12 protein-coding genes are annotated in these 16,419 nt (G+C 59.8%); 4 read left to right on the top strand and 8 right to left on the bottom strand.

Annotation, left to right across the window (positions count from 1 at the left end; genetic code table 11):
- Window position 1: 1 nt before the first annotated feature.
- From dapF to CAQUA_RS04755, 3 genes are read right to left on the bottom strand one after another with little or no spacing between them, the layout of a single operon-like run.
- A complete protein-coding gene (gene dapF / locus CAQUA_RS04765) occupies window positions 2-901 on the bottom strand; it encodes a diaminopimelate epimerase (RefSeq protein ID WP_290178816.1) in 900 nt (299 codons plus the stop codon).
- The gene (miaA, locus tag CAQUA_RS04760; protein ID WP_196824283.1) at window positions 898-1,854 is read right to left on the bottom strand and encodes a tRNA (adenosine(37)-N6)-dimethylallyltransferase MiaA; all 957 of its coding nucleotides are present in this window, start codon (window positions 1,852-1,854) and stop codon (window positions 898-900) included. Before miaA ends, dapF begins: the two co-directional genes overlap by 4 nt.
- Complete coding sequence (locus tag CAQUA_RS04755) at window positions 1,851-2,480, bottom strand: hypothetical protein (protein WP_290178814.1); 630 nt, start codon at window positions 2,478-2,480, stop codon at window positions 1,851-1,853. Before CAQUA_RS04755 ends, miaA begins: the two co-directional genes overlap by 4 nt.
- Window positions 2,481-2,666: 186 nt before the next feature.
- Between CAQUA_RS04755 and CAQUA_RS04750 the strand changes: the two genes are divergently transcribed.
- Together CAQUA_RS04750 and CAQUA_RS04745 are read left to right on the top strand one after the other, a co-directional pair.
- Window positions 2,667-4,121, top strand: coding sequence for a DUF349 domain-containing protein (locus CAQUA_RS04750; protein ID WP_196824284.1), 1,455 nt, complete (start codon window positions 2,667-2,669; stop codon window positions 4,119-4,121).
- A 3-nt stretch (window positions 4,122-4,124) separates the two neighbouring features.
- Window positions 4,125-5,303 (top strand): GNAT family N-acetyltransferase, encoded by a 1,179-nt coding sequence (locus tag CAQUA_RS04745; RefSeq protein WP_290178812.1) that lies wholly within the window; start codon window positions 4,125-4,127, stop codon window positions 5,301-5,303.
- Between the two features lie 353 nt (window positions 5,304-5,656).
- Here CAQUA_RS04745 and CAQUA_RS04740 read toward each other — a convergent pair.
- The 5 genes from CAQUA_RS04740 to CAQUA_RS04725 all read right to left on the bottom strand — a co-directional run bounded on the left by CAQUA_RS04740 (window position 5,657) and on the right by CAQUA_RS04725 (window position 13,359).
- Window positions 5,657-6,849 (bottom strand): IS3-like element IS3502 family transposase gene (locus tag CAQUA_RS04740; protein WP_196823694.1). Its coding sequence is split into 2 segments (ribosomal slippage): window positions 5,657-6,561 and window positions 6,561-6,849, totalling 1,194 coding nucleotides; the frame shifts between segments, so codons are not numbered across the junction.
- A 63-nt stretch (window positions 6,850-6,912) separates the two neighbouring features.
- Window positions 6,913-7,257: an RloB family protein gene (locus tag CAQUA_RS11190; RefSeq protein WP_196824285.1), complete on the bottom strand. Its 345-nt coding sequence runs from the start codon at window positions 7,255-7,257 to the stop codon at window positions 6,913-6,915.
- A complete protein-coding gene (locus CAQUA_RS04735) occupies window positions 7,257-8,564 on the bottom strand; it encodes an AAA family ATPase (protein WP_196824286.1) in 1,308 nt (435 codons plus the stop codon). Before CAQUA_RS04735 ends, CAQUA_RS11190 begins: the two co-directional genes overlap by 1 nt.
- 100 nt (window positions 8,565-8,664) lie before the next feature.
- The gene (locus CAQUA_RS04730; protein WP_290178810.1) at window positions 8,665-9,915 is read right to left on the bottom strand and encodes an alpha/beta hydrolase family protein; all 1,251 of its coding nucleotides are present in this window, start codon (window positions 9,913-9,915) and stop codon (window positions 8,665-8,667) included.
- Between the two features lie 183 nt (window positions 9,916-10,098).
- The gene (locus CAQUA_RS04725) at window positions 10,099-13,359 is read right to left on the bottom strand and encodes an exonuclease domain-containing protein (RefSeq protein ID WP_196824287.1); all 3,261 of its coding nucleotides are present in this window, start codon (window positions 13,357-13,359) and stop codon (window positions 10,099-10,101) included.
- A 190-nt stretch (window positions 13,360-13,549) separates the two neighbouring features.
- Between CAQUA_RS04725 and CAQUA_RS04720 the strand changes: the two genes are divergently transcribed.
- The gene (locus CAQUA_RS04720) at window positions 13,550-15,373 is read left to right on the top strand and encodes a GmrSD restriction endonuclease domain-containing protein (RefSeq protein ID WP_196824288.1); all 1,824 of its coding nucleotides are present in this window, start codon (window positions 13,550-13,552) and stop codon (window positions 15,371-15,373) included.
- Window positions 15,374-16,312, top strand: coding sequence for a restriction endonuclease (locus CAQUA_RS04715; protein ID WP_290178808.1), 939 nt, complete (start codon window positions 15,374-15,376; stop codon window positions 16,310-16,312).
- Window positions 16,313-16,419 lie beyond the last annotated feature (107 nt).

The raw sequence follows: 16,419 nt of genomic DNA, 5'->3' as shown, positions 1-16,419 counted from the left end.
GCTAGAGCACCAACTCACCGCGCGCAACGATCCGCGACGGCCCGGTCATAGTCGCGTGGTCTGCCTCAATGGCGATAGTCAGCGTTCCGCCCGGGACGTGAACATTGACGGTGCCGTTTTCAATCCCGGCGTCCGCGAGCGCAGCCCGCGCCGCAGCGACGGTACCGGTCCCGCAGGAGCGGGTCTCCCCCACGCCGCGCTCCCACACCCGCATGCTGACATCGCCTTCGGCTCGAGGACCGTCGGCTGCGCCGGGGTTACTCGGGGTCAGTTCGGTGAGGATCTCCACGTTGACCCCCTCGGGGAAAAAGTCGGGGTCAAAGGCGGGGGCTGAAAACTCCATTTCCTGCAGAACCTCCGCGGTGAGTCCAGGAATCACGGCGGCTAAGTGCGGGTTGCCCACATCCACGCCGAGGCCCGCGAAGGAGAACTCCCCCATCCGCGCGGTGGACACTCCAGTGACAGCAACCGGCCCCATTCCCACGCTGACCATCGCGTCACGCTGATCCGCTGAATGCACGGTGATTCTCTTCACCCCGGCGCGGGTGGCTACATCGAATTCACGCGCATCCTCGAGCCCTTCAGCCACCAGCACATGGGCGAAGGCACGCACACCATTGCCGCACATCTCCGCGATCGAGCCGTCCGCGTTGCGGTAGTCCATGAACCACCGGGCAGCACTTGCTTCATCAACGCCTGCGCCAGCACGCACCACCCGCAAGAAGCCATCACCGCCGATTCCTGCGCGGCGATCGCACAGCTTCGCGACGAACGACTCCGTCACCACCCCGGAGGCCTCGAGCTCACCGTCGACGTCGATCAGAACAACAAAGTCGTTTTCGGTGCCGTGGGCCTTGATGAAGTTAATGGCGGACGGAAAAGAGTGTTCGGTGTTGGTCACGCCAGCGAGTCTAGCGCGGCGCGCAGAAGGGCCTGCCCGTCGTCGCGTGACGCATCGTCACATGCCGCATCGTCGCGTGACGCGTCGTCACGCGACGCGTCGATCCAATGGATGCGCGGGTCCCTGTTGAACCAGGAACGTTGGCGGCGAACGTAGCGCCGCGTTCCGGTCACGGTGGACTCGATGGCCTCGTCGAGGGTGATCTCACCGTCAAGATGCGCCAACACCTGCGCGTAGCCGATGGCCCGCCCGGCGGTCGACTCCGCCACCAAGCCTTCGCCAACGAGGTTTTCTACCTCCTCGACCAATCCGCGCTCGAACATGCGGCGGGTGCGCGCGTCAATCCGGGGGTTGAGCCACTCCGCCGGCGCGGACAGACCGATCGCGCGCGTACCCCACCGCGGCGGGGCATCCTTGGGCGGTTGCGATGCCTGGAACGGTTGGCCGGTGAGCTCAATGACCTCCAAGGCACGCACGGTGCGGCGCGGATCGTTGTCCTCGATGATCGCGGCGGCGGCCGGATCCACCTCCGCCAGTTCCGCGTGCAGCGCAGCCACACCAATTTCTTCCAGTCGCTGTTCGTACTTCCTCCGAACAGCGGGTGAGGTGGGCGGGAAGGACCAATCGTCGATAAGCGATTGCACGTACATCATCGACCCGCCGACGAGAATGGGGACCTGCCCGCGCGCGGCGATCTCTTCGACCGTGGCCACGGCGCGCGCTTGATACTCCGCGACGGACGCGGGGTACGTGACGTCCCAAATGTCCAGCAGGTGGTGCGGGACCCCCTCGCGCTCATCGGCGCTGAGCTTCGCCGTACCGATGTCCATGCCGCGGTAGAGCTGCATGGAATCAACGTTGACCACTTCCCCGCCAAGCTCATGCGCGAGCGCCAAGCCCAGATCGGACTTGCCGGATCCCGTGGGCCCGACGATCAGAATCGGCCTAATCATCCGACCCCCTTAGGCAGAATGAACGCGAGGTAGCGCCCCACCCCATCCGTCGCGTCCGAATCAATGAGCTGCATGTGCGCCCCCTCCGCCACGCCCGCAAGCTCACCCCACAGCTCCGGCTCAATAACACCTGCGCGCTGTAGCTTATCGACGGCCGGGCACTGGCCCTGCCCTTTCAAAAACGCGGTCAGGGCCTCATGCGCCTCCGTCGCGCCCTCCACCAGGGCGAGCGGTGCGCGCTGCGTTAACCCCGCCGGCCCGTCAAGCACCACCACGGTGAGGGTATCCGGCGCACAGGTACCAATCTGCGCCCTGGAACCTGCGATCTTCTCCGCCCACGGCGCAAGAAGATACCGCGCAACCAGCTCCGGCAGGTAATTGCCCGCACCCACCGTGACCTGCGGCGCACCCCACGCCGCAAAACTCCCCGTGTGCTCCGTACGCCACCGCGCACTGTGACTCCCAACGATCTGAATACGCGACCACTGCGTCATTAAATCCCTCACGAACACCGCGATGGTCTCCCGCATGCGCCACGCCGCCCTATCCCGCGGCGCCAGCTCTTCCACCATCGCGGGCGCACCCGGAACAACAAGAATGGCGGGCGGCGCGACGGGGGAACTCACCGTGCCCACTCTACCCACCCGACCCGCACACAGCTCCGCACACAGCCCCGCACCAGCACGCCACAGCATCACGCGACAGCATCACACCACGCGGCCAAGCCACAGTGCGACCACAGTTCACGGTATTGTTATCCACACATGCATGGCAGCCGTGTCGCGCGGCGAAGCTTGAAAGGACATCTCCTTATGACCGACAATCAGCCCACCACCCCTGCAGAGGCAGCCGCTACCCCAGCAGCGAACGCCGCGAACCCGGCAGCACCTGCAGCGCAACAACCTGCAGCGGACGCTGCTGCACCAGCACAACCGCAGGCGCCCACCCCGACCCCGAAGCCGGCGCCGCGCCCCGGACCGCGCCCGGGTGCAGGAGTCAAGCGCACTGTTCCGTCGACGCCGTCGCCGGTTCCTACGTCCTCGGTGGACGTAGACGCTGCAATGCAGTTTGGCCGCGTGGACGATGAGGGCACGGTGTACGTCACCCGCAACGGCAGCGAGCGCGCCGTGGGTTCCTGGCAGGCTGGCAGCACCGATGAGGGCCTGCGTCACTACGCACAGCGCTTCGGAGATCTGTCCACTGAGGTCGGCCTGCTGGAGAACCGCCTGGCCACCCGCCCGGAGGACGCGGGCCACGTGAAGTCCCAGGCTCAGCAGCTCATTGGCACTCTGGATGAGGCCGCCGTAGTGGGTGATCTCAACGCCATTGAGGAACGCCTGAACAAGGTCATCGCTGACTCAGAGACCGCGAGCGAGAAGGCCAAAGAGGCCAAGGAAGCCCGCCGCGCCCAGGCAATCCAGCGCAAGGAAGCTCTAGCCACGGAAGCGGAAGACCTAGCCGCCAACTCCACTGAGTGGAAGGCCGCGGGCGACCGCATCCGCGACATCCTGGAAGAGTGGAAGACCATCCGCGGCATTGATCGCAAGACCGATGACGCACTGTGGAAGCGTTACTCCAAAGCCCGTGACAATTTCAACCGCCGCCGCGGCTCCCACTTCGCGGAACTGGATCGCGGACGCGCCGCCGCCAAGGAGGCCAAGGAAGAGTTGATCAAGCGCGCTGAGGCGCTGAAAGACTCTACGGAGTGGAACGACACCGCTCGCGCCTTCCGTGATCTGATGAAGGAATGGAAGTCCGCCGGCCGCGCCCCGCGCGACGTCGACGACAAGCTCTGGGAGCGTTTCCGCGCCGCCCAGGACCACTTCTTCAACGCCCGCAACGCCGTCAACGACGAACGCGACCGTGAGTTTGAAGCGAACGCCAAGGCAAAGGATGACCTGATCGCGCAGTACGACGAGCAGATCGATCCCGCCCAGGGCCTGGGCAAGGCGAAAGCCAAGCTGCGCGAACTCCAGGAGAAGTGGGACGAGATCGGCTACGTCCCGCGCAACAAGGTCCGTGAGTACGAAGACAAGATCACCAAGATCGAAAAGCGCGTCTCCGACGCTGAGGACAAGCAGTGGCGCAAGTCCAACCCGGCGCAGCAGGATAAGGCCAACCAGTTCCAGGTCAAGGCCGACGACTTCCGCGCCAAGGCTGAGGCCGCCAAGGCCAAGGGCGATGAGAAGAAGGCCGCTGAGTTCACGGCCCAGGCCGAGCAGTGGCAGGAGTTCGCCGACGTGGCCGCCAAGGCCATCGCCGACTAATCAGTGCTCACCCCACTCCACTTCGATCCGACCACCGCGAACGCCGAGCTGGCTGAGGCGGTGGTCGGCAGTTATGCGTTCTCCGCGACCCTGGCCATCCAGGACATCACCGGACTTGCGGCCTCCGGCGTCACCGCCTCCCACATTGCCAAGCGGTTGGAGGGTTCCGCTGAGTCCGACGCCCACCTGTTCGCCCTGTGCACCACCGCGCAACCCCGCCCCGTGGGCACGCTCTTCTACCCGGAAATCACCCTGGGCGACATCACCAACATCGACGCCTGGATCCTCATCTCACTGCCGAAGCTCGAGGACACCCGCGTCATTGAGGCCACCATCACCCTCGACTCAGAGATCGCCCCGTTCCCCGGGGAGCCCCTCCCGTCCGCGCCCTACACCCACGCACTCGCGCTTATCGACGACCTGTCTGACACCTTCGACCGCCCCATCCGCCACGTCTGGGTAACCACCTCCCCGCTAGGTGCAACCAGCGTCGATACCGAACGAGCCGATTCCAACGGCAACCGCGATGCCGATGACCCGACTCACCCCGATTCATTCCTCCGCGACGCCGGCTACACCCCCGCCTACGCAGAAACACAGGCAACGTTCTCCCTCGAATCAGTTGAGCCGCACTCAACGCGAGTAACCGAGGAGATTTCAATCGTCCGCAACATGGACTTCGATCCCGACGATCTTCCCTCCTTCCGCGCGCTGCTTACCTCCGCTTCGAAGAACTACCCCCGCGGCGAACTCATCCTAGACACCGTCGAATGGACCGAACAGCGCGTCCGCGACGCCGGCGCCCGCCTGCTCGACCGCGGCGGCAACCAGCTCACCGCGCTCATTCGCACACGCCCGGACGACAAAGCCAGCACCGGAAAAGAAGGCGCCGATAAAGCCGGCACCGACATCATCGGCATGGCCGAGGCCGTCCACTACGATTCCGACGCAGACTCACTGATGGAACTCGGCCTGGTCTACGTCCACCCCGACCACCGCAACCAGGGCAACGCCACGCGCCTACTCCACGCTATCCTCGCTGCAGCCAAGACGGAGTGGCCCGAGCTGACCACCGGTTACAGCTCCCACCCCGCCGACTCCCAAGCCGCCGAAGCCCTCCTCGCCCACTACAACCCCGAGGTCATTTCCATCTCCACCGCCTGGCAGAAATCCCGTTCTTAGTCGTAGGCGAGCCCTTCGTGCCCCGTCATTTATTGAGTTCGAGCGGTGACCTCCTGACAAACTCGGCGATCAAGTTTGGGACTGCGGAAGAGCCGGATGGACCGAGTTCATTCAGATCAACAACCTTGAGATTCTTCTTAGCGCGGTCAAAGTTCGCGATCGGAAAATCACGTGAGAGTGACTTACAACCTTTCCCCTGCAGAGCCTCGTGGTTGCGCAGACGTTCTCTAAGAGTCAACCGATCGTATCCGTGAAGAATTTGCTGAAAATGAGCCAGCAACCACACTTCGGGCCCGGCCCCCGGAAAGTAGACACCGTGGGGGTGAAATTATTGGCTTTACTCTAGCGCATTGTTAGGAAGCGTGAGTTTCGTACTCAATGGGTGTGAGGTACTTGCACCAGGAATGCCTTCGGGTGGTGTTGTAGCGCGCACACCATGCGAAGACGTCGCGCCGGCAGACTAGCTGATTGGAAAAGACTTTCTGGTCTTTGAGCACTTCTCGTTTCAACGCCGCGTTAAACGACTCCGCGAGTGAATTATCAGCGCTGCTGCCAACTGCTCCCATCGACTGGGTGACGTTGAGTCTTCGGCAGACAGCCTGAAACTGCGATGAGGTATACACGCTGCCATGATCTGAGTGGAAGATCGCCCCGGAGAGACTGCCACGGGTACGGCGAGCATGCTCGAGCGCTTCTTCGACGAGGTCGGTGCGCATGTGGTCTGCGATCGCGAAGCCGACGAGCATCCGCGAGTAGCAGTCAATCACAGAAGCCAGATACATATTCGACCCGTCTGCGATCGGCAGATAGGTAATATCGCCGACGAGGATCCTATTGGCAGCTGGCGCAGTGAAGTTACGCTTGACCAGGTCAGCGAATATAAAGCGATGACGCTCACGCTGCGTTGTCGTAACCTTACGTTTTTTCGTGTAGCCGCGCAGCTGAAGCTTCCTCATAATCCGGGCGATGCGCTTATGGTTGACCGGTCCGGTGCTACTGTACGCATCGTTGAAAGTCAGCTCGGCGGCAATGCGTTTTGCGCCGTAGAGCTGCCTCTTGTCGTCGAAGATGGCCTGGACCTTGGCTCCGAGTATGGCATCATCAACCAGTCTGCGGTGCCGCTGGGCGCTGCTAGCTTTCCATTTGTAGTAGGAGCTGCGGTTTAACCCGAGTACGGTGCACATCCGCTTGACCGAGTAATCGGTGCGGTGGTCATCAACGAACCGGAAGCGGATCACCAGTTCGTCTCTTCCATGAAATATTTGGCTGCCTTACGCAAAATATCGCGTTCTTCTTTCAGGCGGGCGTTTTCCTGTTGCAGCTGACGTAGCTTCTCAGCATCGGTCAGTTGCCTCGCACGATCAGCACGTAAGCCCGCTGAAAGCTGGGGTTTCGTGCCAGTTCCGTACTTATCAACCCATACGCGAAGCGTGGAGCGGTTGATCCCTAAATCAGCGGCCGCAGCGTTCAACGACACCTGTGGATCGTTCTCGTACATCGCGACCGCGTCGCGCTTGAACTGATCCGAATAAACCTTCCTAGGCATGGAGGTAGATTACCTTTCCCCGACTCAACACAGCCGGAATCAGAGGTGTCTACCAAACAGGGGTCAGGTCCCTTCGAAACACTCGTTTGAGATGACGCAAAACGCTCGACTATCGGAATTTTGGTTCGCTAACTTGACTGCGGTTCGGATTGACTCTGGGGAAGTATCGTCTACGTCAAACACACAGTAGAATTCGCGAACCTCGCTCCGCTTAGCATTTTTTCTGGCTTCAATCACCATCGTCACGGGGTCCTTGTCAATGATGATTACCCGTACAGCTGAGCTACGCAGAGATGATGTGAGGCGTTCGAAATACTCCTTTTCTGTAACTCTGCCTTGAACCGCAATTAACAAAGGGTCATTCTGTTTTCGGTGGGCTTTGCCCCTTCGACGACCCCGCTTAGCCATTAGGCGGACTCCATTTCAAGTTTCTCGATTTCACGAGCGATGACTTCGATGCTCGGAAATGGTTTTGCCCCGAAGGCCCCTTGCATGTAGCGCTTCTCAATGTTGTGGTTCTTACGGATCTGAAATTCATCCAAAGAAAGAAGTTCGGATTCACCGTGGTGTTTTTCCACAAGCCAAGCACAATCCTTGTCCACCGCCGGCTCACCATGGTTCCCCAGCAAAGTTATATCGTGTGAATTGAAGATGATTTGAGCACCTCTAGGGTTTGTATCCTCTCGATTGAAAAGTTCGAGGACTAAACGGACCAAATCTGGATGCAATCCCGAATCCAACTCATCTACTAGGAAAACTCCACCCCGTAGAAGACAGTAGGCAGCAGGAATGATCAGATCCAACCACTGGAGTGTGCCATTGGACTCGTCTTTTTCGCTCAACGTGAAAGTCTCGTCTCCAGCTGAATGAACGAATTCGAGGTATCTTACGATCGTTTCCGCATTTTCTACCTCGACTTTTGGCGCCTCTTCACTATCGCTTTCTTGTAGTTCGGAAATCTTCTGCACCAATAGCTTGATCTCCTCAGGAACAGCGGCTTCGTTGACTTCCAAGTCCGTGATTCCAAAATCAGCGGCTGCTAATGCAATTTTTGCGAAGTTAAACCAAGCAACGTCACTTGAAATAAGGTCCGTTAACCATTTGTGACGGATGTTTCGATCACTCTCCACTGAGTGCACTGGCATGCAATAACCCCACCACTTGGTAGCACCGATAAACGGTCCGGGATTCTTAACCCTAGCTAAAGCAGACAGGGCCAAAACCCAAGGCTGAAGGAATTCCCCGACAATTTCTTGGGCTGGTCGCGCTACACCGGAAGATGCCCCGAATGAAACTTCCCCACGACCGCGGGTGAAGACCCGACGCCACCGTGAGGTAGGCGCAGCATCCAGTGATTCCTCTAGTACCCCGTCATCATCAAGGACGACAGCCCACCGGTAGCGAACATCCTCGTATACATACTCGGCTGAGATCGAAGTTGGGCGATCCCGATCACTACCGAAGGGATCGCGAAGATGCTTCAAGTAGTGGTCGCTCGTAACCGATCGCGGAATCACCCATCCCAAAAGTGAAAGCAGTTCGATGATCGTTGTTTTACCCGATGCGTTCGGCCCAAAGATCGCGGCTTGACGCTGTGTCACACCACGCCAGTCAGGGTCCTTCGGGTGCAGCGTGTGAAAGGAGCGTAGCTGCATATCTAGAACAGCCGGTTCGCGGAAAGACCGGTAGTTCTCAAATTCCAGAGACAGTAACACAACTAAATTTTAACTTTTAAACGGAAAATCCGCACAATATGTGCGGATTAAACGCCTTGCATCGCGACTTGATCCGTTTCTATACGGATTTCCTCGCCGATCAGCGCATGATCCGGGCCAAGAACGGCACGGAGTGCTGCGTCGATGCATTAACCGTGCCATCGTGATCGGTTGGGTACCAGCGCACTTCCACGAAGTTGTTCCGTGGGGAACCAACGAATTGGCGCAGCCACATATCGGAGTTGAGTACAACGCCGATCGGCCCAGGAACATCAACGTCGGTCATGCCGTGGCCGAGGAAGACCGGCTTGTCATAGCCGGCAACCGGTGTACCCATGAAATCGCGGATGGCCTGTTCCGCACCCGGCACGGAACGCAGTGGTTTCTTGAATGCCCGGGTGAGGTTCACGCCCCTGACCGCTGCTTCGACTTCGTAGTAGCAGCTCTTCTGGGCTGCCGCGATCATGCGCTTGCCTTCGTCGGTAAGTGCTGAGTCGAAGTCAACATGAGGGTAGGCCTCGCGTACCGCACCCAGTACGTACAGTCCGTAGACCTGCATCGCTGGGACCGGCGGGAACGACGGCCCGAATTCGATGAGGAAGTTCTCGATGTACGCTGGCGCACCCGTGACGATAGCACCGCGGTAGTCCAACCCCATCTTCGTGCTGCGCTCAGTGGCGCGGTGCGCGACGTGCAGTGCAACCCCGCCGCCCTGTGACTGGCCAATGACGGCCCACTTCTTGGCCAAGATTGATCCGCCGCGATCGCGGGTACCCTTCATGTTGTGCAGCGCCGCGACTGAATCGACGGCTTCCACAGCGGACTGCTTACCGTTGAGGTAGCTGTGCAGCCCCGGCGTATCCAGGCCGACATAGTCCGGCGCGACAATCGCGTACCCCAGATCCAGCCACCGGCCGAGGTACTCCACATCACGCGGGATGCGGGCATTGATTGACGGCGCGCACTCATCGCCCAGGCCCACCGTCCCGTGCGTCCACGCGACTACAGGCCATCCACCCGCGGGCTTCGGCCCCTTGGGGATGAACACGGCCGCGGTTCCCACGGCGGGTTTGCCAAGCTTATCGACGGTCGAGTACGCAATCCTGTACTGCTTCGAAGCGTTCGGCAACCCGGCGCGCGGGTCCAAGGGAACCTCCGCCAGAACCGTCCCAGGTTTGCCCTTCGGCGCGACCTTGGGCAGTCCACTGCGGTACAGCGGTTCCTTGTACGGCGCGACCGGACGCATCGGTACACCGGGATCAGCAACCAGAACAGGTCGCCCGTTTACGATCTGAACCGACTGCGCCGACGCATCCGGCGCCGACGCCACACCCATTGCAACCGCGCTCACCGCAGCTACAACTTTCACTGCCAACGAACGGCCACCGACTCCCCGCTTCGTCGAACCCCAACCCTGACGTACACCCAATACCTGCACTGGTTTACTCCTCCTCGTTTGGAACCATTGTTTCTATTTCAACAGAAAAGATTCGCAATCGCTGAGTATTTGCTCAAAGGATCCTCGGAGACGTGGTCACACCCCGCGAACGATCTCGGCTAGGTTGTCCTGGCCGCGGTGCCGGAAGATGGCAACGGTGCGGCGGCGGGGTGCGTTGGCGTCCAAGCCGAGGGCGAGGTTGACGGCGTGGATGGCCTGCTCGGGGTCGGAGCTTAAGGCAGGGTCGAGGGCCATGTAGTCGAGGAGATGAGCCAGCCCCGCGGGGTAGGTGGGGTCTTGGTTCATGTCATGTGAACTGGAAGGCGCGGGAAGAACGTCAAAGTTATCCGGCGCGAAGCGCAACCAAACGCGTTCGCCTTCGTTGGTGCCCATGTCGTGGAGGAATCGGCGCACGGTGGAGACGGAGGCTTGTTTGAGCTTGTTCACGCGGATGAACTGGTCGCCTAGTCGGCTGGGGACGGATACTTCCCCGCCGACGGGTACGGAGTAAATGCCGGCCACGCCGCGTGGTACAGGGAAGCCGGAACCGCGGAGGTGGTCGTGGCCTACGGCCACGAGGAGGTGCCAGGCGCCGTCGCGCCAGTACAGGTCGCGGTAGTCCTGCGGGTCGTCGTCGATAAGTTCAGCTTCGCCGCTGGCCAGCGTCACCATGCCGTCGGATAAGTCGAACTCGTTGCCAGCGGCGTAGGCGCGTACGGAGGTTTCGCTGATGTTCCACCGGGGCGCTTCAGCCACGAGGTCGTCGAGGGCCACGGCGCCAGAAGGCGACTCCGCGATCCGCCGCGCGATCCAGTCGGAGATAGAGGTGTAGGTCTCCAAGCCCCATTCCTTGAGGCCAAACATGCTGTTTCCGGTCCTGATGATGCGTTCATCGGTGATGATGGAGTTGCTCACGGAGCGCGTGGGGATGTCCAGCCCAGTCGCGGCGATGATCTCATCCACCCTCATCGGGCGCCCGTGCAGGAACAGTACAGCGGCGGCGCGGTCAGGGTGACTGCTCGCCTTCACTACGTGCTCCTCCCCCGGCAGGATCAGCAGGGATGTGCGCTCACGAATCCAGGCGGTAAGACGACTGCTGTCAACGCCTAACGCGTCCGCGAGCTCATCGATCGAGCACACGTTGTAGGCGTTCGACAGCTCGCTGCGCGCCGCATCGAAGTCAGCTCCAAAGGTCGCGGACGTGATCCAGTCGCCGTCGACGGTCCACATCCGCCACAAGCGGAAGTATTCCTCGTACGGCTTTTCAAAAGGTTCCGCGGTTGCTGCAAGCGCGGGCATCGCTTCGTAGACGTTCTCTAACCGGTCCAACGGTCCTATCGTCTTCGCAAGCTTTGATGCAACAACACCGCTTAAGCCCGCATCCAAGTCCTGTTGGATCTGCGATTCCAGTTGCCGCACGCGCTCACGCGACACGCCGAACGATTGACCCAGCTCCTCCAACGTCGCGTCACCTAAGTGCCGGGAGGTCACAATCGCTTTCTTACGCCAGTCATCGCCGCACGCCGCCGCAAGTTCCCCCACGCAGCGCGCGAACAGCGCCTCTAATGGGTCACCCTCGCCCGCTAGCTTATCGACGGCCGGGATAGCCCCCTTCACAGCCTCCGGCAGCGGCTCAAACCCAGTGAGCGCATACCACCCGCGCAGCAATGCAATTTCTTCGGCGAGTCCGCCCCGGGGACGAGGCGATTCCGCACCCGATTCGTACGGGTTGTTCAAATCGGAGACATAATCGCCGTGCGCCGGCGCGGACGCCTCCCCGTCGTCGATAAGTACTGCGTCAATGGCAGCGAGAATGACTGCCTCAACCATGCGCTCGAGCTTCTTCGCGCCAACACCGGAAATGTCGGACAGATCCCGGGCCGTGGCGCTGAGCATCGGTGAATACCGTGCCGCCCACGTCACCCCAGCCTTCGCCGCCAAGGACCCGGAAAGATCAATCTGAGTATCCCGCCCTAAGAAGGAAGAAATCCGTGTTAGCGGCCGCGTGGGATAGTGCTTGATCCACAGCGCCGCCATCTCCGCGTGCGTGAGTTCGTCTTCGCCGCGTTCCGGGCTCACGCTTGCGATCCATTCAAAACGCTGCGGTACCACCGCCTCTTCAACTGCAGCCTGCTCAGCCTTGACCGCGCCCGTCACCGCGGTGTCATCGAAGCTCGAGGTTTCCATGGTGGCGAGCATCCGCGCGAAGCTCTTCTCACTGATCACCGGGATACCCAGGTCACGTGCCCGTTTCGCTTTGCCGCTCCACGTATCTGGGTTCGCCGCCACGACGACCACGGTGCTGCGCGCAACTCCACCAGGCACAAGACCGTGTTTTTGGACGCGCGCCTCCCAGGTCTCGCGCGGCAGGTCCATCGCACCGGTTAGCGCAATCCTGTCCCCTGGTCGCAGATGCACGCCAAGCTCAGATTCACCGGTCACCGGTTCGCGCAATAGCTTCTCGACGACCTCCCCATCCACCGCAAGCTGCCCCGCCAGTGCCCGCAGCAGTGCTTCCTCCTCGGAGGTAATCACCCCGTCCATCCACGCCTCGATGGCGAGCTGCCGCACAAAATCCTCATGAATATCCGCAATATCGGTGGCAGTGAGTCCCTCTGCCTGCGCTGTACGCTCCAACAATCGGACCTCACTTGCGGACAGCGCATGGTCTGCCAAGGCGATGCGCAACACTTCCCGGTACGCACCGGTGGATCCCGTTCTTTCCTGCGGCATCGCCTGCGCCAACCGGGACAACCACTGCGCCGGGTCTTCAGCTCGCGATCGCGTCACCAGCTCGCAACTCACCTGCTCCGGCGCACCATCGAAACGCAACGCATCCCCCGCAATGCTCGTGCCCCGACCCAAGCACAGCTCACGCAACAAATCCGCAGTTGCCTGCGCATCAGGTAGTGCCGCGTGCGGCTGGGCATTGGTGATCCCTACCGCGTCCAGCGCCTCCGCGAGCTTCCCCTTGCCGCAGTGCATCAACGCCAAGTCTTTCGTATCCACCCACCGTGCCTCACGCACGTTATTGGCAATTCCAACCCTTTGGAACTCTTTGCTTAAGAAACGCTGCTCAAACGACGCATTGTGCGCCACCCCCACCCGGCCGTGCAGCACCCCGGCGAGCACCGGCGCCACCTGTTCCCACGTCGGTGCATGCACCAGATCCGTCGGCGTGATTTTGTGAATGTGGCTGTTGTTGAAATCCCGCTCCGGCTGAACCAGCGTCTCCCACGTACCCGTCACGGCAAGCTGACTGTCCAGCAGCACCACCCCGACCTCAATGATCCGGTCTGCGCCACCGAACCCCGTGGTTTCCAGATCAATGACCGCGTACCCAGCCTGCTCGCTCATCCCTACTCCTTGCGCCTGAACCTACTTACGCCAACACCCCAAAAGCGTAATCCAGCACAACAACACCCGCGGAAGATCATTAGACCGGTTGTGCGAACCAATACGCGCGTACGTGGCCAGTAAACTAACAAAACAAGCAGCTTCCAATTCAGATCGCGGATAGACACGCAATACTCTTTGAGGAGACAGCATGGGATTCCAAACCCCGATGTACACGCTGGAAAAATACCTCGAGCGCACCACGACCGGTGTCATCCAATTGCCCGATTTTCAGCGCCGATACAAGTGGGATGAAGAACGCGTTAGGCAGATCCTCATCACCGTGCTCCGGGGGCACCCAATGGGTGTTGTGATGCTATTGGAAACTGGCAACGAGCAGGTGCGGTTTAAACCGCGTCCGGTCGAGGGTCCAGTAATTGACCCCAGCATTGAACCCAAGTACCTCCTGCTTGATGGCCAGCAACGCCTGACTTCACTTACGCAAGCACTCGCTGGCGACGGCGTCGTAGAAACGAAGGATTCACGCGGCAAGTTGCTTAAGCGTCGATTCTTCATCGACGTCAACCACGCGGTGAACTTTCCAGATGAACTCGAGGAAGCAGTCATAGCCGTCCCGGAGGACGGCAAGATCAAAACGAACTTTGACCGTGACGTCGTCCTCGACGTGAGCACGACCGCGAAGCAGTATGAGAACGGTTATTTCCCACTGAACCTGCTGTACAACTCCAATGAGACACTCCCGTGGCTGATGGGATACCCGGACAGTCAGGTTGGGAATTTGTTCCACCAGAAGTTCATCGGTCCGGCTTCGAACTACCAGATCCCGGCCATTGAGCTTGATAGTGAAACCGATAAGGCTGCTGTGGCCACGGTTTTTGAGAAGGTGAACATTGGCGGTCTTCCCCTCAATGTCTTTGAGCTTCTCACCGCGGTCTTTGCTGGTGATGCGGGGCACTACAAAGCTACTGGTGAGGACTTCAGGCTGAACGACGACTGGTTGGAGACCCGCAAACTCTGGAAACCCTACGACGTCCTCTACGGCGTCGAGAACACCGACTTCCTGCAAGCCGTCACGCTGCTCGCTAGCTTGAAGAAGCAACAGGAATCCTCATCGGCTCGAAAGATCGCCGTCACAGCTAAGCGCGAAGATGTTCTGAAGCTCACGCTTGCTGATTATCTGGAATGGCGCGATCAGCTCCGTCAAGCATTCATTTGGGCCTCTCAGTTCCTTGCTGATCAGCACATCTTCAAATCACGCGACATCCCCTACCCCAAGCAAATTGTGCCGCTGGCTACTATCAAGGTTGTTTTGGGGCACGATGCTGATCTGCACAGCGTGAAACGACGCATCGCTCGCTGGTACTGGGCTGGCGTGTTCGGTGAGCTCTACGGCAGCGCAATCGAAACCCGCTTCGCCCGGGACCTTGAAATGGTTCCCGCATGGGTTAAGAACGATGATGCTCCTACGCCGCGTACGGTTGCGGACGCCAACTTCGTGGAATCCCGTCTGCATTCCATGCGTACCCGCAACTCTGCTGCGTACAAAGGAATAATGGCGCTCATCATGGCCAATGGTTCGAAGGACTGGATGGAAGACAAGACCTTCGGCGCTGACCAGTACAAGGACATGAACGTGGACATCCACCACATCTTCCCCCAAGCCTGGTGCGCCAAAAACGATATTGACGAAGAACGACGCGAATCCATCGTGAACAAAACGATGCTGAGTGCCCGGACCAATCGCGTCATCGGTGGCGTCGCCCCATCGTCCTACGTCACCAAGATCGAGAAGGCAGCACAGATCCAACCCGATGAGCTAGATTCTCTCCTCCTACCGCACTTCGTCGATCCACACGCACTGCGTAACGACGACTTCGACGACTTCTTCACCTCACGACGCGAAGCTCTCTGCGAAGCAGTTGAGCGCGCAATCGGCAAACCCGTCCAACGCGATATCTCCGCGGCCGGCGCCGCAGTCGAGGACTCCTCCCACTTCGAGGAAAGCGAGATCTAAGTGGAACCAATCACCGTACCGTTGCCAACGTGGGATGGTTTCCTTATCCCATCACTCAAAGTCTTAAGCGACGGCCAGATCCATAGGCGACGCGATGTAATAGATGGCGCCGCCGACCTTTTAGGTCTCACCGATGAACAGAAGCAATTGACTGTGAGCTCCGGTCAACAGACCTATGTTAACCGCGGCAACTGGGCAATCACGCACTTGAACAAGGCTGGTGCAGTAAGCTCGCCTCAACGCGCGCATTGGCAGATCACGGACGTTGGCCACGACATCATCAAAAGGTTTCCTGTTGAGGTATCCGACGCTGAATTCAAGGAATTCGTCGGCAACACTGATTACGCTGAGTTTGTACGTCGAACGCCCCAGGCGACCCCAGCGCTTCCCGATGCCGTAGTCGCGAGCAGCGAAACAAGCACTCTGACCCCAATTGAGATCGTGGAGCAGGGCCAGGCGGAAAACGAACGCATGGTGCGCGATGAGCTCCTACTGCGTCTTCGTCAAAGCGACCCAGCATTCTTCGAGCAAGCGGTCCTCGACCTGCTCATCGCAATGGGTTATGGCGGATCCTTGGGTAAAGCGACTAGGACGCAACTTTCTAACGACGGCGGAATTGACGGCGTCATCGACCAAGACGCTCTTGGCCTATCCCGGATTTACGTCCAAGCAAAACGTTACAGCGAAGGCCACTTGGTGAGCCGCCCTGAAGTCCAAGCGTTTGTCGGTGCCTTGCATGGCGCCCAAGCAAATCAAGGAGTCTTTCTCACAACATCGTCTTTCACCAAAGGCGCAACCGCATATGCGGACTCCGTGCAACTACGCGTCGTCCTCATCGACGGCGAATTGCTCACCCGCCTCATGATCCGCCACGGCGTTGGAACACAAGTGAAACGCATAGTGAAACTCGTTGAAGTCGACGAAGATTTCTTCGAATAGACGAAGTCGCCCAACTATTCGCGGGAACTTCGAACGATTATCCGAAACTTTTTGCGACCACGCTGCGAAGTCCGAGCGCTTTTGTCATTGCCGCGTGAAATAATCCA

The sequence above is a fragment of the Corynebacterium aquatimens genome (genome assembly GCF_030408395.1).
Taxonomy (GTDB): domain Bacteria; phylum Actinomycetota; class Actinomycetes; order Mycobacteriales; family Mycobacteriaceae; genus Corynebacterium; species Corynebacterium aquatimens.
The sequence above is the reverse complement of the archived record's forward strand: the minus strand, read 5'-3'. Positions and strand labels throughout refer to the sequence as shown.

Bases quoted from the DNA above. Each gene is read 5' to 3' on its own strand.
- miaA (WP_196824283.1), bottom strand. From the start codon at position 1,854: ATGATTAGGCCGATTCTGATCGTCGGGCCCACGGGATCCGGCAAGTCC.
- CAQUA_RS04750 (WP_196824284.1), top strand. From the start codon at position 2,667: ATGACCGACAATCAGCCCACCACCCCTGCAGAGGCAGCCGCTACCCCA.
- CAQUA_RS11190 (WP_196824285.1), bottom strand. From the start codon at position 7,257: ATGGCTAAGCGGGGTCGTCGAAGGGGCAAAGCCCACCGAAAACAGAAT.
- CAQUA_RS04725 (WP_196824287.1), bottom strand. From the start codon at position 13,359: ATGAGCGAGCAGGCTGGGTACGCGGTCATTGATCTGGAAACCACGGGG.
- CAQUA_RS04720 (WP_196824288.1), top strand. From the start codon at position 13,550: ATGGGATTCCAAACCCCGATGTACACGCTGGAAAAATACCTCGAGCGC.